The 26,214-nt window shown below is 62.7% G+C and carries 14 protein-coding genes and 1 pseudogene; 3 read left to right on the top strand and 12 right to left on the bottom strand.

Annotated elements, in window-relative coordinates; all coding sequences use genetic code 11:
* Positions 1-39 precede the first annotated feature (39 nt).
* The 7 genes from AAAX73_RS03890 to AAAX73_RS03860 all read right to left on the bottom strand — a co-directional run bounded on the left by AAAX73_RS03890 (position 40) and on the right by AAAX73_RS03860 (position 17,547).
* Positions 40-2,025 (bottom strand): hypothetical protein, encoded by a 1,986-nt coding sequence (locus tag AAAX73_RS03890; protein ID WP_349125068.1) that lies wholly within the window; start codon positions 2,023-2,025, stop codon positions 40-42.
* Between the two features lie 116 nt (positions 2,026-2,141).
* Positions 2,142-2,504 carry a desulfoferrodoxin family protein gene (locus AAAX73_RS03885; RefSeq protein ID WP_161156252.1) on the bottom strand — a complete coding sequence of 121 codons (363 nt, stop codon included), beginning with the start codon at positions 2,502-2,504 and terminating at the stop codon, positions 2,142-2,144.
* Positions 2,505-2,656: 152 nt separating this feature from the next.
* Positions 2,657-6,130, bottom strand: a complete 3,474-nt coding sequence (locus tag AAAX73_RS03880; RefSeq protein WP_349125067.1) for an SNF2-related protein — start codon at positions 6,128-6,130, stop codon at positions 2,657-2,659.
* Positions 6,131-6,265: 135 nt separating this feature from the next.
* The gene (gene dnaE / locus AAAX73_RS03875; protein ID WP_118079527.1) at positions 6,266-10,069 is read right to left on the bottom strand and encodes a DNA polymerase III subunit alpha; all 3,804 of its coding nucleotides are present in this window, start codon (positions 10,067-10,069) and stop codon (positions 6,266-6,268) included.
* A 178-nt stretch (positions 10,070-10,247) separates the two neighbouring features.
* On the bottom strand, positions 10,248-13,874 hold the full coding sequence (locus tag AAAX73_RS03870) for a UvrD-helicase domain-containing protein (RefSeq protein WP_349125066.1): 3,627 nt from the start codon (positions 13,872-13,874) through the stop codon (positions 10,248-10,250).
* Between the two features lie 3 nt (positions 13,875-13,877).
* Positions 13,878-17,027, bottom strand: coding sequence for a PD-(D/E)XK nuclease family protein (locus AAAX73_RS03865; RefSeq protein ID WP_349125065.1), 3,150 nt, complete (start codon positions 17,025-17,027; stop codon positions 13,878-13,880).
* Between the two features lie 220 nt (positions 17,028-17,247).
* Positions 17,248-17,547 (bottom strand): YerC/YecD family TrpR-related protein, encoded by a 300-nt coding sequence (locus tag AAAX73_RS03860; RefSeq protein ID WP_022094855.1) that lies wholly within the window; start codon positions 17,545-17,547, stop codon positions 17,248-17,250.
* Positions 17,548-17,870: 323 nt separating this feature from the next.
* Here AAAX73_RS03860 and AAAX73_RS03855 point away from each other — a divergent pair, with 323 nt between their 5' ends.
* Complete coding sequence (locus tag AAAX73_RS03855) at positions 17,871-18,236, top strand: phage holin family protein (protein ID WP_118079521.1); 366 nt, start codon at positions 17,871-17,873, stop codon at positions 18,234-18,236.
* A gap of 136 nt (positions 18,237-18,372) precedes the next feature.
* On the opposite strand, the gene AAAX73_RS03850 is transcribed toward AAAX73_RS03855, so the two are convergent.
* The gene (locus tag AAAX73_RS03850) at positions 18,373-18,801 is read right to left on the bottom strand and encodes an Rrf2 family transcriptional regulator (RefSeq protein ID WP_055250949.1); all 429 of its coding nucleotides are present in this window, start codon (positions 18,799-18,801) and stop codon (positions 18,373-18,375) included.
* 253 nt (positions 18,802-19,054) lie between these two features.
* Here AAAX73_RS03850 and cysK point away from each other — a divergent pair, with 253 nt between their 5' ends.
* On the top strand, positions 19,055-19,993 hold the full coding sequence (cysK, locus tag AAAX73_RS03845; protein WP_349125064.1) for a cysteine synthase A: 939 nt from the start codon (positions 19,055-19,057) through the stop codon (positions 19,991-19,993).
* A 78-nt stretch (positions 19,994-20,071) separates the two neighbouring features.
* Positions 20,072-21,274: a tRNA 2-thiouridine(34) synthase MnmA gene (mnmA, locus tag AAAX73_RS03840; RefSeq protein ID WP_349125153.1), complete on the top strand. Its 1,203-nt coding sequence runs from the start codon at positions 20,072-20,074 to the stop codon at positions 21,272-21,274.
* An 8-nt stretch (positions 21,275-21,282) separates the two neighbouring features.
* On the opposite strand, the gene AAAX73_RS03835 is transcribed toward mnmA, so the two are convergent.
* From AAAX73_RS03835 to AAAX73_RS03820, 4 genes and pseudogenes are all read right to left on the bottom strand, one after another.
* Positions 21,283-22,656 (bottom strand): hypothetical protein, encoded by a 1,374-nt coding sequence (locus tag AAAX73_RS03835; protein ID WP_349125063.1) that lies wholly within the window; start codon positions 22,654-22,656, stop codon positions 21,283-21,285.
* Between the two features lie 138 nt (positions 22,657-22,794).
* Entirely contained in the window at positions 22,795-23,814 is a 1,020-nt protein-coding gene (locus AAAX73_RS03830) for a M42 family metallopeptidase (protein ID WP_349125152.1), read from the bottom strand.
* Positions 23,815-24,079: 265 nt separating this feature from the next.
* Complete coding sequence (gene fucO / locus AAAX73_RS03825; RefSeq protein WP_117759609.1) at positions 24,080-25,246, bottom strand: lactaldehyde reductase; 1,167 nt, start codon at positions 25,244-25,246, stop codon at positions 24,080-24,082.
* Between the two features lie 442 nt (positions 25,247-25,688).
* A pseudogene (locus AAAX73_RS03820) lies at positions 25,689-26,214 on the bottom strand (IS30 family transposase); the annotation flags it as partial.

The following is a 26,214-nucleotide window of genomic DNA, read 5'->3' as shown; positions in this document are numbered from 1 at the left end:
TTGAAAGGCAGATTGCCGCTCTGGCGGGCGCGCAGCGACCTAGTTTTGAGAGAAGAATGGGAATTGCCTCGGGTCCACCGGCGGATGCGGCATCGGACCTCCCTGGGGCCCACCCTGCGGTCCGCCCTGGCCGCCCATCATCTTGTCGATGGCGTCCTGGACCTCGCCCTCAAACCGCTTCATGCCCTCGTGCAAACGACGCTGACCGTCCTCGGAGCGCAGCTCTTCCATCTGCTCGGGTGAAATACCCAACAGCTCGCCCAGCAGGCCCATCATCTCGCCGCGCATACGGTCACTCGTATTGTCGTCGGCAAAGCGTCGCACCTCGGCGCGTGCCAGCGAATCAACCGTCATGCGCTCCTTGCCGTTGAGCCCCAGATCGGACCACGCAAGCATGTACGGCCAGGCGCGCTCGGCAAACGAACGGGCCGAGACGATCGGGGCCGTCGGTAGTATGCGACGAGCAGCCTCACCCTGGCGCACGAGCATCAGCAGCAGCGAGCAGGCCTCGGGCTTGGCAGCGGCCATCGGGATGTCGTCAAAGGGACGGTTGCGGTCCACGTGCGACTCAAGCGCACCATCGACCTCGCCCGGCTCAAGCCCGCCCAGCAGCTGCGCCGCGCGATCGAGCATATCAACCGGACCGGCGAGCGTCGAGAGCGCCTGCGCCAGCACGCGATCCATGCAATCCTCTACCGCGTTGAGCGTCACGAGCTCTTGGGGCACCACGGCCGAGGCGCGGTTGCGCACGCGTGCCACAAACTCGAGCGTCGACAGATACACATCGCCAAAGGGCGCAAAGTCGCCCTGGTAGCCGCCGGACAGCGCGGGCGCCGCCAGCGCGTACTCGGTCTTGGAAAGCGGGCTCAGCGCCATAGCGCCCAACTCGAGCGCCGTATCCTCGAGCATCAGGCCCAACGCACGCGAACGCAGGCGTTCGGCATCGCCCGCCGACACGTCGCGGTCAAGCACGCGCGCCGCATCCGGCGCATCGCGCTCGACGGTGCGAACGTGCAAGCGCTCGGCGATTGAGCGCACAGCGGAACAGCGGGCGGCCTCCGCCTCCTCCTGCGCCGGCGTAAAGACGCGATTGCGCCCCAGCACCAGACCAATTACGTTACGCGAACCCAAGGCATCGACGGCAAGCGCCGCCAACAGGGACGACGGCAAATCGCCCTCGAGCGCCACCACAGCACGCGATGCACCGCGGGCGCGGGCATTGTCGCGCACGGCAAGCACCAGCGCCTGCCATAGCCACTCCTCGGAACGAAACTCGGGCAGCTCATGGTCCTCCAGGGTATCGAGCATCACGCCGCGTTGAATCTCCTGAACCAGCAGGCTCTCCTCAAAACACGGCGCCTGGGCCACCACGCGGCCGCAATCGTCGAGCACAAACGACCCGCCGGTATACACCGACTCGTCGTACGCACCGATCGGCGCCATGCAGGCAAACCATACGCTGCGCTTGGACGCGATCTTGCGGTAGGCACCGCTGCGAACGGCAGCAATGGCGGCCGTCTCGCGATCGGTCATATCAAACGCGTTAAACTGGAAATAGGCAATGAGGTCGACGCCGGTCGGCAGCATCTCGAGCTCGCGGTCCAAGTCGAAGATCACGGCGATGCGTACGCCGTCCACGTCAAACACCGGCGGTGCCCAACGGGCATCGCCGTTCCCACCGCGCTGCAGGGCAATACTTGCGCGCGCAGGCACCACGCGACCGTCTTTAAGCATCATATAGTCAAGCAGGGGCTGGCCCTCAAACGAAACCGCAGAGGGCACGATGCAGATCATGTCGAGCTCTTGGATGCGCTCGGCAACGCCCGTCAGGCCCGTCAGCATATCGTGCTCAAAATCGGCAGCGCCCACCAGGCTGCCCGGCATGGCGCCCATAAAGAGCGGGGCCGGAACGCACAGCACGCGCGCGCCGCGCTCATGAGCCAGGCGAGCCTGGTCCTCGATGCGGCCGCAAATGCCCTCAATATCACCCAAGCGCATATCGATCTGTGCAAGTGCGAGCTTCATGGCCAAGCCCTTCCCATCGTAACTGTCGTTGTCGTAGTAAAAGCGCCGGCCGCATAATGCAGCCGGCGCTCGCATGTGCATATGCTAGCTATGATACCCCGAGCGGGGGCGCGCTCCTAGAACGTCGCGGACCACAGCCCATGCAGGTTGCAGTAGGCATAGACGGTACCGGTCTTGGAGCCGCCAGCGAAAAACGTCGTGGGCTTCATGCCGGGCTCAAGGTAATGGACCTCCAGGCGGCCCTCGGCCTCAAGCGCGATCCACTCGATGTAGTGCTCGGGCAGCATGGGGTGCTCCGTCGAGCCCACGCGTGCGCGAATGACGTGGCCGTCGCGCTCGATTTCGACAACAGGCACGTGCTTCTCGTGCGCTGCATCCTCGGTGTTCGCCGTCAGCTCCGTGCAGCCGGCAGGGGTCGCAACGCCGTCGCCAAGGGCGGCAACGAGCTTGCCATCGGAGTCCTTAAAGAATTTCGCCATGATGTTCTCCTTTGCTGATGTGCCAATATTCCTGATGCTTCTTATGCCCAAAGGCAGGCGAACCATCCACGGCATGGCAAATGAACACATAACGGGCGGGAACGGTGGGGCGGCGCGTACTATCCGCCCCGGCAGCCCCATCCCGCGCGCAGCTAGCGCCCCTCGCCACCGAGCAGCGCCAGAACATCCTCTCGCGTGAACAGTGCCGACGAGATGCCATCGCCGCCGAGCACGCTGTTGACAAGATCGCGCTTGGACTCCTGCATCTGCATAATGCGTTCCTCGATCGTGTCCTTGGCGATGAGCTTGTACACCGTCACGGTGTGCTGCTGGCCAATGCGATGGGCGCGGTCAGTCGCCTGGTCCTGCGCCGCCACGTTCCACCACGGGTCGTAGTGGATGACCACGTCGGCAGCCGTCAAATTAAGGCCCACGCCGCCCGCCTTGAGCGAAATCAAGAACACCGGCACCTCGCCCGCCTGGAACTGTGCAACCATCTTGGCGCGGCTCTCCTTGGACGATGCACCCGTGAGCTTAAGGAAGGCGATATCCTCCTTGGCCAGGCGCTTGCCGATGATATCGAGCATGCCCGTAAATTGGCTGAACAGCAAGATGCGATGGCTACCGTCGAGCGCACCGTGGACGAGCTCCATGCACGTATCGAGCTTGGCGCTCCCCGCCTTGTAGTCTGCGTAATGCAGATGAGGATCACAGCAGATCTGACGCAGCTTGGTGAGCTCCGCAAGCACCTTGAGTTTATCTTTCTTAAACTCCCCGGCCTCGCGGTGCTGCACCTGCTGGGCGATGCGGTCCTGGTTGGCCAGGTAGAGCTTGCGCTGCTCGCCGGTGAGCTGCGCCATCACCGTGTCCTCGATCTTCTCGGGCAGGTCGGCCACCACGTCTTCCTTAACGCGACGCAGCACAAACGGCGATACGAGCGCCTGCAGGCGAGCGGCACTATCGCCCTCGGCTTGCTCGACGGGACTTTCAAAGCGCTTGGCAAATGAGTCACGCGTGCCCAGAAGGCCCGGCATCAAAAAGTCGAAGATGCTCCAGAGCTCGGACAGGCAGTTTTCGATGGGCGTGCCCGTCAGGGCAAAGCGCACGCCGGCCGGCAGGCGCTTGGCGGCGCGGGCCACCTGGGTGAGCGGGTTTTTAATGTACTGGGCCTCGTCGAGTACCACGCGGGCAAAGTCCTGCTCGACGTATTCGTTGATGTCGCGGCGCATGAGGTCATACGACGTCACGACCACGTTATGCTCGGCCACGCCGGCAATCTGCACGCGGCGCTGCGCCTTGGCGCCCACGATGGCGCACATATCAAGCGAGGGGGCAAAGCGCTCCAGCTCGGCAGTCCAGTTGTACACGAGCGACGCGGGACATACCACGAGCGTGGGCCTGGTGTCCCCCGCCTCCACGCGCGCCAGAATGTGCGCGATCATCTGCAGCGTTTTGCCCAGGCCCATATCGTCGGCCAAGATGCCGCCAAGGCCCAGATGCTCGAGCGAGCCGAGCCACTGATAGCCGTCGACCTGGTAGCCACGCAGTGTGGCCTTGAGCGAGGCGGGCACCGTAAAGTCCATCTTGCCGAGCGTGTCCAGACGCTCGACGGTGCGGCGAAACGCCGCGTCGCGATCGGCCTCGAGCGCCGGCGTGCGCGCGAGCATGCTATCGACAAAAAGAGTACTCGACGCGGGAAGCGACACGCCGTCGAGCAGGTCGACGGCATCGACGCCCAGGTCCTCGGCAAGGCCAAACGCGGCACGAGCGCCCTCGTCCAGGCGCACGATGTCGCCGGACGTAAGGCGCGCGAACGTCTGGTGGCGCTTATACGAATCGAGATAGATGGCAAGGTCGGCCGCCGAAAGCCCGCTCGCGCCCAGTTCGACGTCGAGCAGGTTACTCTTGACGGTCGCACGCACCGAAAGCTTGGGCGCAGGACGGACCGAGATCTGGCGCAGGCGGTCGCTGAGCATGACCTCGCCCAGCTCGGACAGGGCAGACAGGCCCTCGGTCAGCAAGTGGAACAGGCGGGCGTCGTCGCGCTCCTCAAACGCCAGGCCGCCCTCGTAGAAATCGAAGTACAGGGCCGCCGTGTCCATAACGCGAAACTCCGCCACCGTATCGCGGGGCGGAACGCCGGGACGTTGCTCTTCGAAAGGACTGCCCGGAGCACCAAGACTAAAGAGATCTGCCGACCAATCACCGTAGGTCACCGTAATCTTGCAGGTCACAAGACCATCGTCGACGCCAATCGCCATGGCAAAGCTCGGCTCGGGCGCCACGGCGTCGAGCGCGGCGGGAGCGGTCAGGTCGGTATAGTCGCGCAAGATAGGCAGCGCCATGCGGCAGAACTCGCCCACCTGGTCGGCGGCGATATGGACCGGCGTGCGGCAGGGCAACAAGTGCGAAAGGAACGGCGCCGCATGTTGGGCAAACGCCGTGTCGGTACGGCGCGCGCGGCGCGTATCGACCAGATAGGCTACGTCGCTCGCGACAAAGCAATGCGTATCGGCCGGAAGGCGCAAGTCGTAGCTGCCTCCCGCCGCCGGTGCAACCTTGGCGGCAAGAAGCGGCGGGCGCTTAGCCGGGACTTCGCCCTCCCCCTGCGGCGACGACTCGACGGCCACCTCGTAGGAGCGATGCGTCGTCGTCCCCCGCGACCAAGCGGGCTCAAAGGACATGGTCCTGCCGCGCAGCAGGTCCAGCACGGACACGACGGAATACTCGGATACCGGCAACTGACGCTCGGCGACAAAGCCGCTGCGGGCAAAGTCATACGATGCCGAGCGCGAGCTCGTAATATCACCTAGGTAGGCGACCGTCATTGCAACAAAGTCAAGCAGCTTTGTCGACACGTCATCGAATGCCTCGGGCACATGGACAAACGTAAGCTTCTTGCCATAGGAGAACGTACCGCCGCGCACATAGGCATCGGCCATGCCGTCGATATCCTTAACCACGTAGGACACCGAACCGCAGCGAATGCGAAACTCGAGCGCCCAGTTAAAACGATCGGCAAACAGCGGATTGTAGTACGGCACCAGCGAGGGCTCCAGCACTGCCTTGGGCGCATCGGGGTCAATGGTGCCGGCGAGCTTGCGACGCATGGCCACGAGCTCGTCCATGCGCGCGTCCGAAAGATCGGAAAGCGCCGCCACAAGGCTCGGGCTCGTGGGGACGGGCGCCGGGAAGGGAAAGTTGGGGTTGACCGCAGATGCGGTGGGCACGGGGCGCGTGGGCTGCTTGGACTGTGCGGGCGGTACCGTAAACGTGCGGACCGGCGTACGCAAGCCCTCGACGGGCTCGGCGCCACTGGCATCCAGATACGCCAGCGCCGTGGCGATAACGTGCTTGCACATGCCGGAATAGCGGAAGGCGGCGGGACAATCGCAGTCGTAGTCGATAACCTCGTGCTCGTCCATATCGAGCGCCACGTGCGTCTTGTACAGGTCGCCGCGCGAGCCACGCACCGTACCCTCGATGTTCACGTTTTTGGAGAAGCGCGAGCCGGAGTCCTCAAACGACAGCACGGCACCGTTAAGCATGAGCGAGCGCCCCTTCATAAAGGTGCTGCTAAGCGCCGCCTCCTTACGAAGCGCCTGCACAAACGTCCCCTGCGCCATCACTTCCTCCAATCTCGCATGCCAAATGATTTTTCTGGGACGGGGATGAAAAAATCATTCCCGTCCCAGAAAGACTGGTCTTCCGCCACACGTCACCCAAAATGATTTTTTAATCCCCGTCCCAGAAAAATCATTTTAGATCACCGTCACGCGGCCTTGGTTACCCACGATGGCCTTGGCCTCTGCCAGCAGCGGAATCGAGCGTGCGTTGACCTTGGCCGGCACCTCGGCACGCAGTACGCGCCCGTCCACCTGCTCGATAAAGATCTCCACGCGGTCGCCGCCCGGGTTGGCGGTAAGCACCGTGGCAAGACGCGCCATATTGCCCTGGCTAAAGCGGCTGTTGGGCACCATGACCTCAAACACCTTGGGCTTGTTGTTCTCCTCGTTAAGCTCAAGCGGCACGATCTCCTGCGCGATGATCTGGTCGCCGCGGTCCGAACGCTCGAGCTTGCCCTTAATGCGCACAAACGCATCGGACAGCTGCGCGCCGGTCTCGGGATCGACCTCGCCGTACAGGTACCCCTCAGCCTCTTTATAAGTCTTGGGGAACACCACGACCGTGGCCTCGCCTTCCATGTCCTCGAGCTGCACGATGCCCATGGGGTCGCCGTTTTTGGTCACGCGCTTGGACACGCTCGAGACCATGCCGGCCCACCACAGCGCCTTGCCCTCGGGAATCTCCTGGTTGATGGTACCGCCCGTGGGGTTTTGCACCTCGTAGCCGGTATCGATCTGCGAGAACGAGAAGTCGCGTGCCTTGGCTAGTGCATACTCAAACGGGCGCAGCGGGTGGTCCGAGACATAGATGCCCAGAACCTCCTTCTCCTGGCTCAGCTTAAGGTGGCGGTCCCATTCCTGGCCATCCGGATCGGGCACACTCACCTCAAAGCCCGAGCCCTCAACGTCGCCAAACATATCGAAGAACGACGTCTGGCCGCTCGCACGATCCTTCTGGCGCTTCACGGCGGCATCGATGATGTTCTCGGGGTTGTTCTTGTCCACGAAGTGCATCATCTGGCGACGCGGATACCCCGTGGAGTCGAAAGCACCTGCCTTGATGAGCGATTCGATCACGCGACGGTTGGCCTGGCTCGAGTCCACGCGCTCGACAAAGTCGTGCAGTGTCTTAAACGGGCCGCCCGCCTCGCGCTCGGCGATAATCGCCTGCGCCACGCCGGTGCCCACGCCGCGAATGCCGGCCAAACCAAAGCGCACGCCTTCCTTGGTAGCCGTGAACTCGGTACCGGACTCGTTAACATCTGGCGACAGCACGGGGATGCCGTCGTGACGGCACGCCGAGACGTAGTGAACGATCTTGTCGGTCTTGCCCGTGTAGGACGTCAGAACGGCCGCCATGTACTCGTGCGGATAGTGCGCCTTAAGCCATGCCGTCTGCATAACCAGGATGGCGTAGCCGGCGGAGTGCGACTTGTTAAAGGCGTAAGATGCGAACTCGAGAACATCGTCCCAAATCTTCTGGGCGACCTCGCGCGTGTAGTTATTCTTGATGGCGCCGTTCATCCAGTGGTCGTAGGTGGTCTCGTCCGAGCCATCCTCCCAGTGGAGCACCGTCGACGTGAGCAGCTTGATCTTTTTCTTAGCCACGGGCTTACGGATACGCGAGTCCGATTCGCCCTTGGAGAAGCCGCACATCTCAACGGAGATGAGCATAACCTGCTCCTGGTAGACCATGGTGCCGTAGGTTTCGCCCAGGATGTCGTCCAGGCGGTCGTCGTAGGAGACGGCCGGCTCCTTGCCGTTCATACGGTTGATGTAGGACGAAACCATGCCGGCGCCCAGCGGGCCCGGGCGGTATAGAGCGATCAATGCCACGACGTGCTTGTACTCGGTGGGCTTCATGTTCTTGATCGTGGCCGTCATGCCGGCGGACTCGACCTGGAAGACGCCGGCGGTGTGACCGGAGCCCATGAGCTTAAAGATCTCGGGGTCGTCAAAGGGAATCTCTTCCTCTTTGATGTCGATGCCGAAATTCTTTTTGATGTTTGCCTTAGCCTTGGAGATAACCGTCAGCGTGCGCAGGCCCAAGAAGTCCATCTTGAGCAGGCCCATGTCGGCAACGGTATGGCCCTCGTACTGGGTAATCTCAACGCCGCCCTTGGTATCGAGCTTGGTGGGCACATGCTCGTTGACGGGGTCGCGGCAGATCAGAACGGCGCACGCGTGCACGCCCTCGCCACGGGTGAGGCCCTCAATCGAGAGCGCCGTGTCGATGATGCGGCGGGCGTCGTCGTCCTTTTTATAGGCCTCGGCAAAGTCGGGGTTAAACAGATCCTCTTTGCCGGGTTGTTTTTCGAGTACCTGCTTGAGCTTGACCTTGGGGTCGCTCGAGACCATCTTGGACAGGCGCTGGCCCATGTAGACCGGGTAGTCCAGAACGCGCGCGGCATCGTTGATGGCCTGCTTGGCCTTGATGGTCGAGTAGGTGATAACGTGGGTGACCTTCTCGGGGCCGTAGAGCTGGCGAACGTGCTCCACGACCTCGAGGCGCCGCTCATCGTCGAAGTCCATATCGATATCGGGCATCTCGGTACGCTGCGGGGACAGGAACCTCTCGAACATCAGGCCGTTCTCGAGCGGGTCGAACGCGGTGATGTTCATGGCGTAGGCGACGATAGCGCCGGCGGCCGAGCCACGGCCGGGGCCGACGCCGATGCCGTTGTCCTTGGCCCATTGCACGTACTCGGCAACTATCAAGAAGTAGGCAGCAAAGCCCTTGTCGCAGATGACCTTGTATTCGTACTCAAAGCGCTCTTTGATGTTGACGCCACCGATTTCGCGTGTGGCCCAGTCATCGCCATAGTGTTGGCGCAGGCCCTTCTCGCACTCGCGGCGGAACTGGCTCTCGTGCGTCTCGCCGGGGTCGAGCAACGGGAAGCGCGGCAGGATGATGGAGTCCCAGTCCAGCTCCACGTAGCACTTGTCGGCGATCTCGAGCGTGTTGTCGCAGGCCTCGGGGCAATACGGGAACATCGCCCGCATCTCCTCCTCGGTCTTCATGTAAAACTCCGAGCCGGTCATGCGCATGCGGTTGGGGTCGTCGACCTTGGCGTTCATGCCGATGCACATGATGACGTCCTGTACGGGCGCGTCCTCGCGGCGCAGGTAGTGGAAGTCGTTGGTGGCGATGACCTTGACACCCACCTGTTTGGCAATGTCGATGAGCGTGCGGTCCATCTGCTCGTCGGTCAGGCCGTTGTCGGTGGTAATGCCGTGTTCCTGGATCTCGATGTAAAAGTCGCCAGGGTCGAAGGTGTCGCGGAAGGTCTCGGCCCACTTGATGGCGCCCTCCATGTCACCGCGGTCGATGTATTTGGGAATGATGCCCGCGATGCAGGCGCTCGTGCAGATCATGCCCTTGGCATGGCGACGCAGGTTGTCGAGCGTCACGCGCGGCTTGTAGTAAAAGCCCTGCACAGCGGCCTCGGAGACCGTCTGCATCAGGTTGACGTAGCCCTCCTGGTCCTTGGCCAGAAGAATCATGTGGTAGAGCTCGGGCTTATGGTCGCGGGCGAGCGTCTCGTCCGGCGTAAAGTAGACCTCGCAGCCAAAGATGGGTTTGATGACCAGGGGCGGCTTGAGCTCGTCGATGTTGCCCTTCTCGTCCCACATGGCCATGTCCTTCACATACTGGGCATGCTCGCGCGGGCTTTCCTCGGGATCGGGCTCCACCAGCTCGTCGCGGCGGTCCTTTTCCAAGAAGGCCTTGTCGTGACTCCAGGTTTTGTACTCGGGCGTGTTGTGGTTAACGGCGTCGCAGGCCAGCGCCAGGTCGGGCACGCCATACATGTAGCCGTGGTCGGTAATGGCGACGGCGGGCATGCCCAGCTCAACGGCACGGTTGACCATATCCTGGATACGGGTTGCGCCGTCGAGCATGGAGAAAACAGTGTGATTGTGCAGATGGACGAATGCCATGTAATGAGCTCCGATGCGGGTTCGTGATCTTAGGGTTACGATTCTACCGCACAGCGCGGACGGCACCCGAACCTAGCCCAAACCCACACGGCTCCTCTTGCAGTTGCGGTGAAATGCGGACTGTTTGGCGGCTTTTTTGACCAAAACAGTCCGTATTCCACCGCAAGTTATCTGAGGACTAGAGGTTGTAGGTGACCACTTGAGGTTCGGCGGGATTGACGAAGATGGTTGGATTCGCCCGCTCCACGCGAACGAACTTGACGGTCACGACCTCAAAGCCCGCCTTGTGCAGAACGTCGGCGTAAACGCGCGCCTGCAAGGCGTGTTTCTCGAGCAGCTGCTCCGGCGTCTCATCCGGCGTGCCGCCCGTCTTGTAGTCGATGACCAGTGCGCGCGACGGATCCGCCGGGTCGGTTGCCAAGGCATCGATGGCGCCCTCGGCATAGGCGCCGTAGCGGGCGATATCCTCGTCCTCGCAGCCCAGCGAGAAGAACGGCACCTCGGCACGGATGCACGGCCACGCGAGCAGCTCGGCACGAACCGACGACTTGAGCCAGCGATCCAGAGCGACATCGAAGCGCTCGCGCTGTTCCGGCGTCAGGCGCCACAAGCGAGCCAGGGCGTCGGCACGCTCAACGGGCAGCGCATCGGCACCCATCTCGATGAGCCACTGGCAAGCGGCGTGGAAGGCCGAGCCCAGCGCCATGGGGTTGCCGGCGGGCTCGACAGCAGCCACGTCCGCATCGGCCATCTCCGAGCCATCCGACTCCGCATCATCGCCGGACTCGTCCATGGGAACAAGCGCCTCGGCGGCACGGTCCTCGGACTCGGCATGCAGCGCCACGGCAATTGACGAGTAGCTATACGAGTCACGCACCGGGAACGGACAGATGCCCATGCGCACGCCCACTGCCTGGGGATACACGAGCTCAAACGCATCGGGCTTGGGGTCGGCAGGACCGGGCACAGTTGAGCGCGCAGCATTATCAGCGACATCGACATCGCCGCGAACGAGCCTGCCCTCGGCATCCAGCGAAGCGTTAGCCTCAAACGCCTGCTCACCAAACGTAAAGTCCGCCAGCGAGATGAGCTCGTAGTCGCCCGGCTGGGAGTTGTCGAACACCAGACGGTCGCTATCGAGCTGCGGCATGTCCAGACTATCGGTCGGCAGGATGCGGCGCAGCACGTCGTAGGTCAGATCCGTCTCGACATCGAAGGTCGGCGCCATCACCTTGCCGCGGCTCACGCCGGCATCCATCGCCAGAATGAGCAACTCGCGCGCTCGCGTCATGGCGACATAGAGCAGACGAGCCCGCTCCTCGAGCGAAAGCTGCAGGTCGTCGTTACGCAGGCGGGCAAATGCCTCGGCGGGAGAGCCCGTCGCGCAGACGTCCTCCATGAGCTCCGGCGGCAGCCACAGCGACGTGCCCTTGCCCTTAAACGCGTGTTCAAACTGCTTTTTGACGTCATCGCCCTTCACGAAGGTCCCGTCGGCAAGCTTAACGCCATCGAAACGAGCCGGCAGCGCCACGACTTGCGCCCCACCGTCGACGCGACCCATTTGTGCCGCACCGGACGATTTGCGCACGCCAAAACACTCGGCAACCGCTACAACCGGATACTCCAGGCCCTTGGACGCATGCACGGTCATGATGCGCACCGCGCCGTCGCCCTCCTCGTTGAGGGCGCCCGGGGCCTCCTTGCCCGCCAAGAAGCGGTCGAAGGCGAGCGCGATGGAGCGCGGAGAATTGCCGAGCTCGGCCTCTGCCTCGGCCACGGCGTCGAGCGCCTTGAGCACGTTGGCGGCAATGGCCTTGCCCTCGGGGCCGCGCTGCGCCAGACGCACGAACCAGCCGGAGGCATTGACCACATCGCGCGCGATGGCGGCGAACGAATCGCGTCCCACGCGACGAAGCGCGTAGCGCAGCACCTCGCGGGCACGCGTCACGAGCGGCAGGTTCTGCAAACCCGGCACATCGGAATCGCTCATGATGCCCACATCGATATTGCGGCGCGACGTCTCGCCCGTCTGCTCGTCGAGCTTGGTCGCCAGCGCCAGGAACTCCTGGGCGCCGAGTGCAAACATCGGCGAGGCCAGCAACGGCATAAGGCCTTGGGCCGTATCGGCCGGATTGGCGAGCGCGCAGACCAGGGCACGCACCGTCTGCACCTCGGCCGCCTGGGCAAAGACCGAGCCGCCTGCGATGACGCAGTCGAGTCCTTGGTCGCGGAAGGCCTGCGCGTAGACGTCGGCATTGGTCATGCGACCCAGCAGCAGCACCATGCCGCCCTGGGGCTGGCCGGCATCGGCAAGCGCATGGAATCGCTCGGCGATCGCACGGGCCTTGGCCTGCGTGCGCTCCTGCATACTGCCGCCGGCAACGAACAGCGCCTGGCGGCGCGAAGCCTTTGCCTTGAGCATGTCCTTGCGTTTGTCGCTCGGTTCAAGATCCAAGAACCCCTGCATCAAACCACCGGTGTCGCCGTCAAAGACGCGCGCCACATAGCGCAGCACCTCGTCGTGGCTGCGGAAGTTGCGCACGAGTTTGACGAGCTCGCCGGCGGGAGCATCGGACGTGGTGACCGTCTCGGACGCCGTCGTCGAACCCACCTTGCGCTCCTGGCGGCGAAACACCTCGACCTCGGCACCACGGAAGCGATAGATCGACTGCTGCGCATCGCCCACCGTGCACAGCGCGCGCTCGCCCGCACCCGTCAAATAGCGAATCAGATCGACCTGCATCTGGTCGGTATCTTGGAACTCGTCGATCATGACCATCTTAAAGCGGCCCTCATAGGCAGCTCGAATAGCCGGGTAGTCGCGCAGCGCCTCGTACGCCATGCGCAGCAGGTCATTGTTATCGAGCGCGGACTGGTCGGCCTTGAGCGCACGGTACTCCGCCTCTACGGCACGGGCAAGCCCCACCAGCGCATCGAGCGCCGGGCCGCCGCAGGCAAGCACGATATTGATAAACGCATCGGCGGCCTCGGCCTTGAGTAGCTCCACCTGCTCCTTAGGAAACGCCTTGCTCGCCCGAGGCATACTGCACGACATCATGAGTCGCGCCGCATCCTCCATGGTTTTGCCGCTCGCCTCAAACGCGTCGATGGCGTCGAGTGCCACCTGCGCTTTCTCGGTCGTGGCCTTGCTTGCGCCCAGCGCCGCACGATAGGCATCGGCAAGCGCCGAGGTGTCGGCCTGGCCGCGCGCCACGCACACATCGTCCATGCCGCCCGGAAGCTGGCTCGATAGCTCCAGCAAGTCGCGCACCAGGCCTTTGATGGTGGTACCGGCGCCAAACGTCCCGCCCTCGCCCGCCATGGGATACCAGGCGTAGAGGGCCTTAAGCGAAGTGGCGAGCTCGGGCGCGGCATCGGGCGCCGTCGCGCGCCCCAGCACATGCTCGACAGCCTGATCCATAAGCTCGTCGGTATCGGTGAGCACCGTGAACTCGGGATCGATGCCCAGCTCCAACGCATGCGCGCGCAGAATGCGCGAACACATGCCGTGAATGGTCGAGATCCAAGCGTCATCGACCGTCAGGGCCTCTTCGTCCATCCCCTCGTCGATAAGCGCACGGCGCACGCGGTCGCGGATCTCGGCCGCGGCGTCTTTGGTAAAGGTAATGGCGAGCACCTGGTCCAGATGCTCGACAAACGGACCGGATTCGGGCGAGAGCGCATAGACGATGCGGCGCGTGAGGGTAAAGGTCTTGCCCGAGCCGGCACCTGCCGAGACAAACAGCGGACGGTCGAGCGTTTTGACGACTTGCAGCTGTTGCGGCATCAAAGTCGAAAGATCCATGGTCTACACGTCCCTCCTTACAAACGTTCCTTCGTGGTTATACGAGCAGCGCGCATGCGCGGCCTGCGCCGACGTCGGATCGACAGCGGCGACGTCGCCCGCCTCGAGCTCGCGCAGGCGCTCGGCAATGCCGGCCTCCACGCGGTCGAGCAGCGCATCGAAGTCCATGTTGCCGCCCTCGCCCGGAAAGCCCTTCTTGAGGCCCGGGATGCGACCGTCGCCGCGCTCCTCCTCGAGCAGCTCGGCGCTCGCGGCACCGCGCAACGCCGGCTTGCCGCCCTTGGTCGAAAAATAGAGCGCCGCGCGGGTGTCCAAATCCAGCGCCCGGCGCATGGCCTGCGCGTAGATGAGCGTCTGGGTATGGGGCGGCAGCCAGCGCGGATCGTCGATGGGGGCCTCGCCCGACTCCTCGTCGCGCACCGTGGGGTCGGCGAGCTTAAACTCCTCGACACCCGAACGATGCTTGTAGTCAATCACCACAGCGCGGTTCTCGGCATCCACATCCACGCGGTCGATGCGCCCGCCGAGCGGCCAGCCGGCATACTCGACCTGGAGCTCGTTGAACGCAAACTCCAGGTAGCGCGGCGCGAAGGGCGCGAGCGCCTCGGACTCGTAGGCGAGCACGCCCTCCAGTTGCGGCAAGATCTCGGCCGCCTGGCGCTCCTCCACTGGAGAGAGCGGCACCAGCGGGCCCTCGGTACCGCGCTTGCCGGCGTGCTCGGCCAGGGTCTCGGCAAAGACCTCGTGCAGCAGCTCCTTCGCGCGCGGCAGATTCATGGGCGTCACACGCTCCATGCCCTCCTGCGGAAGACGTGCATGCAAGTGCTCCAGCACGTCATGGACAAAGTTGCCCTTCTCCATGTTGCCAAAGCCTGCATCGATGGACTGAGGTTTGACGCGATACGAGACGAACCAGCACAGCGGGCAGGTGGAATAGGCCTCGATCTGCGAGGCGGACGTCAGGCGCGGCACGAGCGGCGCGTCCTCGCCCTCGCCATCGCGACGACGCAGGACCAAATACGGCACGGCCTCGGCACTCAGATGCTGAGGGGCTTCACAGGTCACGCGCTCGCGCTTGAGACCTTCGCCTGCCGCGGGATCGAAGTCCTTTACGATATCACCCTCACCCACGCACTTCGCCTTGTCGGCGCCAGCGGCTTTAGCGTCACCAGCGGTCTTAGCGTCGTCAGCGATCTTAGCGCCGTCAGCCTCGGCATGCGCCCGCAACTCGGTCCACACGGCAGCCGGATAGCACTCGCGCGCCTGGCGATCGTGGGTCACACGGGCGAGCGTAACCGGGCCGCGTGACGCCTGCATCGCGTGGCCAAAGCGCGCGCGCAGCAAGGCCGCGGGCTCAAGCGTCACGCCCTCGCGACCAAGGCTCGCCGTCAGCGTGGCCAGCGGCCCCTCCTCGTGCGAGAGCGGATAGCTGTCCAGATCGACATCGGCAAACAGCACGGCATCGTAGCTGCCGGGGCGCAGAGCTGCCGCATCGGCAAGCGAAGCAAAACGAACCTGAGCACGTGGCGCACGGTCAACCTCGTAGGTCTCGTAATCGTAGGCGGTGCTACGCTTGTCCACCTTGGTGCGAATGCCATCGAGCACGGGCACGGTCGCGGCCTGCGACACGTCGAGCACGCGGGCGCCATTCATAAGGATGTCGATGACGTGGCGCAGCAAGGCCACCTCCGCCTGGCGACGAGCCTGACCGTCAAGGCCTCCAAGGGCGCGATCGGGCAACGCCTCGGCAACGGCAAGCATGGCCTTGAGCGCCGTCACGGGCTTGTCACGCCACAGCGCCTGGAACACGTCCGAAACCACACACGGTACGTTCTTAAACCAGTTGTCGTCGCTCGCCGCCTTGCGCGCGCCCCTCACCTGGCCTTGGACACTCTGCAGCAGGCTCTTAACGCTCGCGGTAGTCTTGCTGCGCGAGAGACGCATATTCTTATCGAAGGCACGGGCATTGACGGCATCAGCGCCCGAAAGCGGACTGTAGATCCAGTCGGTAAGCTCCGGCGCGGGCCACCACTCGGTCTTTGACGCCGTGCCCTCATCGGCGGCCTTCATGCGCTCGATCAGGCCGGCAAGCGCCGCAAACTGCCTGCCCGCAATGGATTGGGAAAACGCCGTGAACTCAGTTGTCTCGGCAGCGATATGGCGAGCCGCCAGACGAGAGGCGAGCTCACCGAACAGCTGGGGTGCCCGGGCAGAAACGACGAGCACGCGCACGGGGTCGGTGGGCATTGCAGTAGCTTTATCGGCCTTGGACTCCTTGTGCGCTTTCACCAACTTATCGACGGCGTCCGCATAGACATGAGCACGGGCATGGGGCCCGGCGACCTCAATAAAGGCAGGCTGAGCGGCGGTCCCGCAAGCGGCATCAGACGCGCCGACACCCTCCCCCAGCGGCCCGACCTCAAACAGCACGCCGCGGGCATCAAATGCCGCGGCAAGCTCCTCGCGCATCGCCGCCTGCTCGCGGGCAAGCAGCACGACGACCTCTCCCCCATTGTTCGCCACGGCAGACAGCAGCTCGAGCAGGCCGTGCGTAAACGACGTGACACCGCGCACGCATACGGCGCGGGCGCACGCCGGCAGGTTATCGGCCAGGGCACCGGCTATAATGTCAGCTGCCTCGCAGGGCTCGACCATATCTCGACGGTCCAAACCGCCCGCGTAGGCACGCAAAAGCTCGAACACGCGAGCCTCGGCATCGCTTTTTGGCTCAGGCTGGCAATTGTTGCCACGGCATCGCTCGGCCGTCGTCCCCGCCACACCCGGCAGTACATCGCGGGCCATACGCGCGAGCATGCGCACCGTGCCCTGGCTGCGCGAAAGCGGCTGCAGGTCGGCATCATCGAGGCGCGTGACCATGTCCGAAAACAGCATCTGGCGCTGCAGGTTGTCGACGAAACCGCGCCCGTCGCCCAAAAGCTCCCAAAGCGAGCGAAGCCACGATGTAGGCGTCTTGTAGTCGATACCCAGCGAAATCCCGGCTTCCGCCGCATCATGACGGCACAGGTCGAGCTCGGCAAACGTTGGCGCCAGCAGCACGGCACGCCCGTGGCGGGCAATAAGGTCGGCAAGCAACGCCGACTCGGCATCGCTCAAATCCGTGCCGGCATTGGTGGTATAGATTCGAACAGGCATGGTCCTCCGCTCAAACTGTTCGCAATAATCAATGTATCCATCCTACCCGCCCAAGCGGACAGATTTGCCCCACGCCAACAGATTTGATCCCCTGGGGACGGAGGAAAACGGATCACCGGGTTAGACTGACCCCCTCGATGATCCGTTTTCCTCCGTCCCCAGGGGATCAAAAAACCGCCCCCGGAGGGACGGCTCTTCGTAATTCAATGTTGTCGCTGGCCTACTCGCCATCCTCCAGTTTAATGAGGATCTTGCGGTAGCCACCGTACTCGCCGTTGAGCGCCTTGGATACACGGCTCACCGTGGTGGACGAAGCGCCGGTACGCGCCTGAACCTCGACATAGGGCTCGCCCTCGTCCAGGTAACGCGCGACTTGCAGACGCTGCGATAGATCGCAAATCTCACGCGGCGTGCAGATATCGGTCAAAAACGCTTGGATATCTTTCTCGTCGTCCAAAAGGCTAAATGCGTGGACCAGCTGCTTGACATCAGGCTTGTCAAACATGTTCTCGATATTCATCGATCACCGCCAAACCCGCCAAAAGGCATCGAAGTTGATACTGACATCGGGCATCGTTCACCCGTAATATGCAATAGGGCAACGCCTGTGGCTTTTGCCCGTAGCAGTTTAGCACACCACCAAACTAAAGCGACAAGACTCTCTGCCAGCGGCACGTTTTTTAGGACGAACGCCGTTTTGAAACCGAATGCGCACGCAAGCTCCACGAATATCTGGAACAATGGGTGCCCAAACAGGGCCGTGCCCGCGCATCTACCCGAGTTGCAAAGGCATGTGCCTCTCACGCCTCTTTGCCACGTCTTGCGCAAGAAAGGATTCACACCATGCGCTTTATGCTTAACTGGCTCTTTACCTCAATCGCCATCGCGATCGCAACGTTTCTCGTCCCCGGCATTCAGCCCTTCGGCATGGCCGACGCCTGGGTGTGTTTTGCCTTCGTGGGACTGTTCCTCAACATAGTCGACTCGCTCGTAAAGCCGTTCCTGACGGTCATCTCGCTGCCGCTCACTATTATCACGCTTGGTATTTTTCAGCTTGTGGTCAACAGCTTTATGCTCGAGCTGGCCAGCTACCTGTCGGTCAATCTGCTGGGCGCGGGTATCTCCATTGCCAGCTTTGGATCGGCCTTTATGGGCAGCATCCTGGTATCCATCATGCGCAGCATTCTCGACAGCGTCGCCAGGAACTAAAGCGACCGGATTCGGACCGCCACAACACACCTAAAGAAGGCCGTCCATCGCAACGATGGGCGGCCTTATCATTTGTCGAGCCTCAGAGGGCAAGAAAATCCAGCATTTCTGCCCCGTCCCCAAATGACAGGTGGGGCTAGATGACGTAGTCGTAGCCCTCGTTGGGGGCAACGAGCGCATCGAGCGTCACACCGTCGAGGTAGTCGTTGATGAGCTTGTCCAGGTTCTTCCACACGTCGAGCGTGGGGCACTCGTCCGAACGCGAGCAGCCCTTGCAGTCGCCGTCCAGGCATGCGACCGGTGCCAGGCTGCCCTCGGTCAGGCGCAAGATCTCGCCCACCGTGTACTGCTCGGGCGGGCGCGTGAGCACGTAGCCGCCACCCTTGCCGCGCATGCCCGAGAGCATATTGGCGCGGACGAGCGTAGCCAAAATGTTCTCCAGATATTTCTCAGAAATCCCCTGACGCGCCGCGATCTCTTTGAGGGGAATGCGGCCTGCCGCCTGGTGCTCGGCCAGGTCGACCATAACGCGCAGGGCATATCTGCCCTTTGTGGAAACCAACATATATATTGCTGCCTTTCGGTCTGTTAATTCGTAGAAATTCTAGCCGAAAAATTGGTTTTGAAAATACCTATTCCCGTCAAGCTGGTTAATCGACTCGTAATAATCTTCTATTTCCTATTGCGTTACTAGGCTTTACTGTCTACTATGCTTGCCAACAGCAAAAAGAACAACCCATAAGGTTTATGGGTTTCGCTGCTACACACACCGTAAAACCACACGGTATCCAGTCATTTGAACACCTTGGAGGTTCACCATGAGCAATGTTTACACGTCCATCGATCAGCTTATCGGCCACACCCCGCTTCTGGAGCTCACTCACTTTGAGGCCGATGAGGACCTCAAGGCCCGCGTGCTCGTCAAGTTGGAATACTTCAACCCCGCCGGCTCCGTCAAAGACCGCGTCGCCAAGAACATGATCGACGAGGCCGAGAAGGCCGGCAAGCTCGTGCGCGGCGGCGACTACACCATCATCGAGCCCACGAGCGGCAACACCGGCGTCGGCATCGCCTCGGTGGCGGCGGCTCGCGGCTACAAGGTGATCATCACCATGCCCGAGACCATGTCCGTCGAGCGCCGCAAACTTATGCAGGCATACGGCGCACAGCTCGTGCTCACCGACGGCTCCAAGGGCATGAAGGGCGCCATCGCCAAGGCCGAGGAGCTGCAGAAGGAGACTCCCAACAGCATTATCGCCGGCCAGTTCGTGAACCCCGCCAACCCCGCCATCCACAAGGCCACGACCGGCCCCGAGATCTGGGATGACACCGACGGCGAGGTCGACATCTTCGTCGCCGGCGTCGGCACCGGCGGCACCGTGACCGGCGTGGGCGAGTTCCTCAAGGAGCAGAACCCCGAGATTCAGGTTGTCGCCGTTGAGCCCGCTACCTCCCCGGTGCTCTCTAAGGGCCAGGCCGGCCCGCACAAGATCCAGGGCATCGGCGCCGGCTTTGTGCCCGACGTCCTCGACACCCGAGTCTACGACGAGATCATCCCCGTCGAGAACGACGACGCCTTTGCCACCGGCCGCGCTGTGGGCCACAAGGAGGGCGTGCTCGTGGGCATTTCGTCCGGTGCCGCCGTGTGGGCCGCACTGCAGCTGGCCAAGCGCCCCGAGAACGAGGGTAAGACCATCGTGGCCCTGCTTGCCGACACCGGCGAGCGCTACCTGTCCACGGCGCTCTTCCAGGACTAGGGCCTGTCGCCCATAGGTTGAGCTCAGGGACGAGCCGGTCTCCTCTCCCCCGGTAGCCCGAGCCCATCCCATCAGGGTATCCCACGAGACGTCCGAACTTGCTACAATGTCTGCGGCGCGGAACCAGCCTCCCGCGCCGCTTTTCTTTTTTGGCCGCATGCCACCAAGGAGAACCTCCCCATGCACAACAAGCGCGTGCTCGTCGCCATGAGCGGCGGCGTCGATTCCAGCGTGACCGCGTACCTGCTCAAAAGCCAGGGCTACGAATGCGTCGGTGCCACCATGCGCCTCACCTGTCCCGTGCCCGATCTCGTCACGGGCATGAGCAAAGTCGACCGCGACATCGCCGATGCAAAGGCCGTCGCCGAGCGCCTGGGGATACCCCACCGTGTGCTCGACCTGCAGCAGACTTTCGACCGCAACGTTATCGAGCGATTTGTGACTGCCTATCAGGAGGGGCTGACGCCCAACCCATGCATCATCTGCAACCGCCATATTAAGTTTGGCGCGCTGCTCGATGCGGCACTCGATATGGGCTGCGATCACATCGCCACAGGCCACTACGCCAAAACGAGCCAGGCGTCCGACGGAACCTGGCAGCTGCACCGCGGCGAGGACCCCAAGAAGGACCAGAGCTACTTTTTGTATTCGCTCACGCAAGAGCGCCTGGCACGCACGATCTTTCCGCTGGCCGGGCTGGACAAAGAGCGCGACGTGCGCCGCATTGCCGCCGAGCAGGGCTTCATCAACGCCAAGAAGGCCGAGAGCGAAGATATCTGCTTTATCGCGGACGGCGACTACGCGGGCTATATCGAGCGCCGCTGCGGACATGCCGCCGAGCCAGGCGACATTGTGTGGCGCGACGGCAGCGTGGTCGGGCGTCACAACGGCGCGCTGCGCTATACCATCGGCCAGCGCAAGGGCTTGGGCGTCGCGATGGCGCATCCCGTGTACGTAACGGGCGTCGATGCCGCCAACAACATTGTGCACCTGGGCGAGGCCGTGGACCTGACGGCCACAGCGCTCACGGCCAACGACTGGATCTGGAGCGCCCCTGCCGACCGCATGGAGGCTGAGCTCGACGCCGGCGGCATTCGTGTAGGTGCCAAGTACCGCTACCGTCAGAAAGACCAGGCAGCGACCCTTACACGTGGCGAAGACGGACAAATGCTGCTAACTTTTGACGAGCCGCAACGAGCCATCGCCCCCGGCCAGGCCGTTGTAGCCTATCGCGGCGACATCGTCCTGGGCGGCGGTACCGTTACGGCAGCCATCAGGTAGTCGCGGGATTATCGCCGCACGTGTCGAAGCACTTCAACAGCGGCACTAACCTCGATTACGCGACGCTCCAGGCCGCGACGAATGGACTCGAGTCGACCCTCCGCCGTCGCCCATTCGCTCTGCGAAAGAATCTCAATCGCCTCATCAACAAATCCGTTGAGCCGCGATGAATCGAACCAATCGAGCGAATCTGCAAGCGCCAGCTGGACGGAAGGGTCGGGCCCAAACGGCTTAGCGGAAAACCCAAACTCCCCAGTTGCGAGCACGGCAGTTGGTACGTTGTACCACAGGCAGTTGCCGCTATCGAACAGCGGAGCAGGCCTTATCTCCAGGGTGTCGACATTGCGGATGATGCCGAAGTTTCGCCAATGGCGGTCGCTGTTGGCCAAAAGGGCATCGCAGACAATCATCTGCGACATAGACCTTCTCACAGCGGCCTCATCGACACCATGCTTACCGAGGTAGCAACAGTATCGATCGTATGTCGAGTTTCCCCGCTGGCTACCAAGTGCGCCCTTAACGTAAACAGCCGGAACGTATTCCTCGCGGCCGTCAAGAAAGTCGTCGCACAAACAGACAGGGCCATCGAACATCCACTCAACCGTATAAGGAACAAACTCGCCCTCCGACAGCAAGCGACGATGTAGAGCCGTTGCAACCGCTTCGTTAAAGGGACGCTGATCGTCCATCCCGCAACCTTTAGCCAAAACGCGAATGCCGTTTCGGATCATCCACGATTTAGGAAGCTCGCCCTCGGATGTGTTGTCGGGATTTTTAAGACCGATGCCTTCCAGCCAACCCGAACGCCCCTCGGGCGCCGATCGCTCAAATTCGTTCTCAAAGTAATTGAGGTTTCGCCATTCGAGCCCGTCGCAATCGGCCGGCCTCAGCCAATAGCAATCCGAAAGCGAGAGGCCCAGGCACTGAACCGGAACCTCGATGCCACTGGCAATTCCCAGCTCACGATAGCGCGAGACAAGCCCGGGGCGGACGTCAGGCACCGACCGATGGCTCCACCACACGTTGAGCTCCCGTTTATTCGCCGTAGGAGAAGAACTCGAGCACGTGCCAAACGGCATCCTCTGTGCATCGAGTACCTCCGCGATTTCGAAGGGAAACTCACGCGACGGATCAAATGAGACATGCGCGACCTCATGGTCGGCCGACATCAGCGTAAACTTGCGCCCCACATCTGCCGCAGGACGGCGTCCACGTTTGCGGACCTTTTGATAGGCGACCGCAGAATCATACTCAACCATCTTCCGTCCGCCCACAATACCGCACGCGAGCGTTCCCGATGCGGCAAGTTGAGATATACGGGCTTTCGTAACGCCCAACAGACGGGCGGCATCACCCATAGACAAGTACTCAGACGTATCCATACACCGCATCACCTCGTTAAGTAATTTACACGTTTAGTTAATAGATTATATACATCATAATACTAAACGACCAAAAGCGAAAAAAGGCCCGAGAAATCGGGCCTTAGTGATTGGTCAGCCGAGTCGCAAGCTGCTCCCCTAGCGCTGCACGTAGGCGCGAACCAGCTCGTAGGTATTGCGCACGCCGTCGATGTGGCTGCGCTCGTAGTTGTGGCTCGCGTACACGCCGGGGCCGATCAAGCCGTGACGGATGTCGTAGCCGGCAGAGAGCGTGGCCTCGACGTCGGAACCGTAGTGCGGGTACACGTCGATGGCGTAGTCGAGCTCGAGCTCGCGCGCGATATTGGACAGCGTGGTCACCAGATCGTAGTTGTAGGGGCCACCCGAATCCTTGGCGCAAATCGACACCATGCGCTCGGTGCAGCCCAGGTCGTCGCCCACGCAGCCCATGTCAACGCTGATCATCTCGCGCGTGTCGGCCGGCACGAAGGCGCCGCCGTGGCCGACCTCCTCGTACACGGTAAAGAGCAGCGACACCTTGCGCGAAAGCGACACCTCGCCGTCAGCAACGGCGCGGGCCAGACCCAGCAGAATCGACGCCGACAGTTTGTCATCCAGGAAGCGGCTCTTGATGTAGCCGCTCTCCGTCACCGTGGTACGCGGATCCATAGCGATGATGTCGCCGGTCTGAATGCCCAGCTCAAGCACATCGTCCTTGCTATCGACGTTCTCGTCGAGCAAGATCTCCATGTTCTTCTCGATGGCCTTGACCGGCTCATCGGCCACATGCGCCGAAGGCTCGGTATTGAGGACCACACCCGTGTACACATTGCCGTCACGCGTGTAGACGGTGCAGTTCTCGCCATCGGCCGTAGACCACTGATGCCCGCCGAGCGTCGTGGGACGCAGGCGGCCATTGTCCTTAATGGAGCGTACCATGGCGCCCAGGGTGTCGACATGGCTCGCCAACACAAGCGGCTCGCCCTCGCCGCCAAGCTCAACCAGCACGTTGCCCTTATTGGAACGCTCGGGGCCAAAGCCCATATCGCGCAACGTTTCCATTAGATAATCAGTCGCCGCACGGGTATAGCCGGTAGGCGAAGCAATAGAAGTCAGCGTCTTAAGCTGTCCCGCGATATAGGAGAGCGTAGAATCCATCTTGGACACCAAAGTCACCCTTTCACATCGAATTAAACCCACAGCAACAATACCACTGCGAACCATCTTTTTACCTAGCGAGATGACCCTCGAGCTCCCCAGAACTGCGCCCGCCACGATAACGAGTCGGCGGGCCCCTGCCCGTTAGCCCCACAATCTTTCCGCAGGACGGAGGAAGCCCCCGCCGCACGAAGTGCGCAGCGGGGGCTTCCGACATGTCCGAGGACGATTGTGGGGCTAACGGGCAGGGGCCCGCCGAACCAAGTTAGGCAGCCGGGCAGATCTTCTTGAAGAGCTCGATGACGTCGTCGAGCGTCGCCTCGCGCGGGTTGCCCGGGAAGCAGGCGTCGGCCATGGCGTCCTTGGCCAGGACCTCGATCTCGTCGGCCTTCATGGCCTCGCAGACGTGCGGGATGTTCACGTCGGCGGAGAGCTGCTTGACGGCGGCGATGGCGGCGTCGGCAGCCTCGTCGGTGCTCATGCCCGTGGTGTCAACGCCCATGGCGACGGCGACCTTGGCCAGGCGCTCGGTGCAAACCGGCTTGTTGAACTCCATGGCGATCGGCAGCAGCATGGCGCAAGCAACGCCGTGCGGGGTGTCGTAGTGAGCGGACAGGGTGTGAGCCATGGCGTGGTCGATGCCCAGGCCGACATTGGAGAAGCCCATGCCAGCAACATACTGGCCAAGAGCCATGCCCTCGCGGCCGGAGCCGGGCTGACCGGACTTGGCCTCGGCAACGGAGTCGCGCAGGTTCTCGCTGATCAGCTTAATGGCCTCAAAGTGGAACATGTCGGAAAGCTCCCAGGCGCCCTTGGTGGTGTAGCCCTCGATGGCGTGGGTCAGAGCGTCCATGCCGGTGGAGGCGGTCAGGCCAGCGGGCATGGAAGCCATCATGTCGGGGTCGACGACGGCGACCTCGGGGGCGTCGTTGGTGTCGACGCACACGAACTTGCGGACCTTCTCGGGGTCGGTGATGACGTAGTTGATGGTCACCTCGGCAGCAGTACCGGCGGTCGTCGGCACAGCGATGGTGAACACGGCGTGGTTCTTAGTGGGAGCAACGCCCTCGAGGCTACGGACATCGGCGAACTCGGGGTTGTTGATGATGATGCCGATAGCCTTGGCGGTGTCCATGGAGGAGCCGCCACCGATGGTCACGATAGCGTCAGCCTCGGCGGCCTTGAAGGCCTCGACGCCGTCCTTGACGTTCTGGATAGTGGGGTTGGGCTTGATCTCGGAGTAGAGGCTCCAAGCGATGCCGGCGGCGTCGAGCTCGTCGGTCACCTTAGCGGTAACGCCAAACTTGACCAGATCGGGGTCGGAGCAGACGAAGATCTTCTTGTAGCCGCGACGCTGGAGCTCGCCGGGGATCTCCTTGATGGCGCCGGAACCATGGTAAGAAATGGTGTTGAGAACGAAACGATTAGCCATTGATAGCCTCCTATCGTGCGCGGGGCACCCGTTACGCCCCGCACTATAAGTCCCATCCTAACGCTTTTGAAACAAAAAACGCGTGAGAACGTCAAAGTTGTTAAAGCGTTTCAACATAATAACGGAGCCCTAGTCCTTCCCTCCCGACAGCAGCGAAGGCTAGATTATAGGAGCAATCGCCCAAAGAATACGACCCGCTCAGTCTATAAATTGTTTCGGTTGATTTCCGATCTCAGCCGAACACATTGAGCAAATAGGCCATTCCCGCAGTTAGCCGAACGCCCCCGCGGCCCCTCCTGGGGCCCGGGGGCGCCGTTTTCCCAGTTGAAGGAACGGTGGAGATGTGTTTCGATGGGTCCGGTGGCCATGCTCCGCCCGCCGCCCGGCGCCTCTTCCCAGACTCAGCCGAACGGTCGGTCAGTCTATTCCGTTTTCCCTTAGGCTAGGACAGCGGGGCATCGCCCCTTTCCGCGCGCGCCCGCGCGATGAGCCCCGGCGTCAGGTCGAGCTCGCCGATGGGCACGTCCTCGATGCCGTACGCCTCCAGCAGCGCCGCCGCGTCGCCGCCGAGCATCGCCCGGAAGGCGCGGGCGGGCGTCGCGAAGCCGAGCGCGCCGCGGGGCTCGGAGTTCACGTGCGACATCGCCAGCGCCAGGTCGGCCGGGGCGAGCCGGTCGAACCTGAGGCCGCGGCCCTTGGGGAGCAGCTTCCTGATCTCGACGTGGTTGCGCTCGCAGGCGCCCTTCTGGTCGCTGCGCCTAGGGTCGCAGTAGAACAGCCTCGTCTCGCCGGGCCCCTCGCCGATGAGCGCGGCGATCGCGCCCTCGTCGGAGAACTCGGCGCCGTTGTCGGTGAGCACGGCGCGGAACACGCGGCGCGTCCCGTCGGCGCCGAGGACCGCCCGGACGCCCTCCAGGGCGCCCGCGACGCACCCGGCGGTCTTCTCCTCCAGCGGCAGCGCGAGCTGG

The organism is Collinsella sp. CLA-ER-H9 (assembly GCF_040092295.1).
GTDB lineage: Bacteria > Actinomycetota > Coriobacteriia > Coriobacteriales > Coriobacteriaceae > Collinsella.
Note: the sequence above shows the minus strand (reverse complement) of the source record. Positions and strands in the feature narration are given on the sequence as shown.

Coding starts and splice junctions, on each gene's coding strand:
- dnaE (WP_118079527.1), bottom strand. CDS start 10,069: ATGGCATTCGTCCATCTGCACAATCACACTGTTTTCTCCATGCTCGAC.
- AAAX73_RS03880 (WP_349125067.1), bottom strand. CDS start 6,130: ATGGCGCAGGGGACGTTTGTGCAGGCGCTTCGTAAGGAGGCGGCGCTT.
- AAAX73_RS03885 (WP_161156252.1), bottom strand. CDS start 2,504: ATGGCGAAATTCTTTAAGGACTCCGATGGCAAGCTCGTTGCCGCCCTT.
- AAAX73_RS03870 (WP_349125066.1), bottom strand. CDS start 13,874: ATGGATCTTTCGACTTTGATGCCGCAACAGCTGCAAGTCGTCAAAACG.
- cysK (WP_349125064.1), top strand. CDS start 19,055: ATGAGCAATGTTTACACGTCCATCGATCAGCTTATCGGCCACACCCCG.
- AAAX73_RS03890 (WP_349125068.1), bottom strand. CDS start 2,025: ATGAAGCTCGCACTTGCACAGATCGATATGCGCTTGGGTGATATTGAG.
- AAAX73_RS03835 (WP_349125063.1), bottom strand. CDS start 22,656: ATGGATACGTCTGAGTACTTGTCTATGGGTGATGCCGCCCGTCTGTTG.
- AAAX73_RS03830 (WP_349125152.1), bottom strand. CDS start 23,814: ATGGATTCTACGCTCTCCTATATCGCGGGACAGCTTAAGACGCTGACT.
- fucO (WP_117759609.1), bottom strand. CDS start 25,246: ATGGCTAATCGTTTCGTTCTCAACACCATTTCTTACCATGGTTCCGGC.
- AAAX73_RS03850 (WP_055250949.1), bottom strand. CDS start 18,801: ATGTTGGTTTCCACAAAGGGCAGATATGCCCTGCGCGTTATGGTCGAC.
- AAAX73_RS03855 (WP_118079521.1), top strand. CDS start 17,871: ATGCGCTTTATGCTTAACTGGCTCTTTACCTCAATCGCCATCGCGATC.
- AAAX73_RS03860 (WP_022094855.1), bottom strand. CDS start 17,547: ATGAATATCGAGAACATGTTTGACAAGCCTGATGTCAAGCAGCTGGTC.
- AAAX73_RS03865 (WP_349125065.1), bottom strand. CDS start 17,027: ATGCCTGTTCGAATCTATACCACCAATGCCGGCACGGATTTGAGCGAT.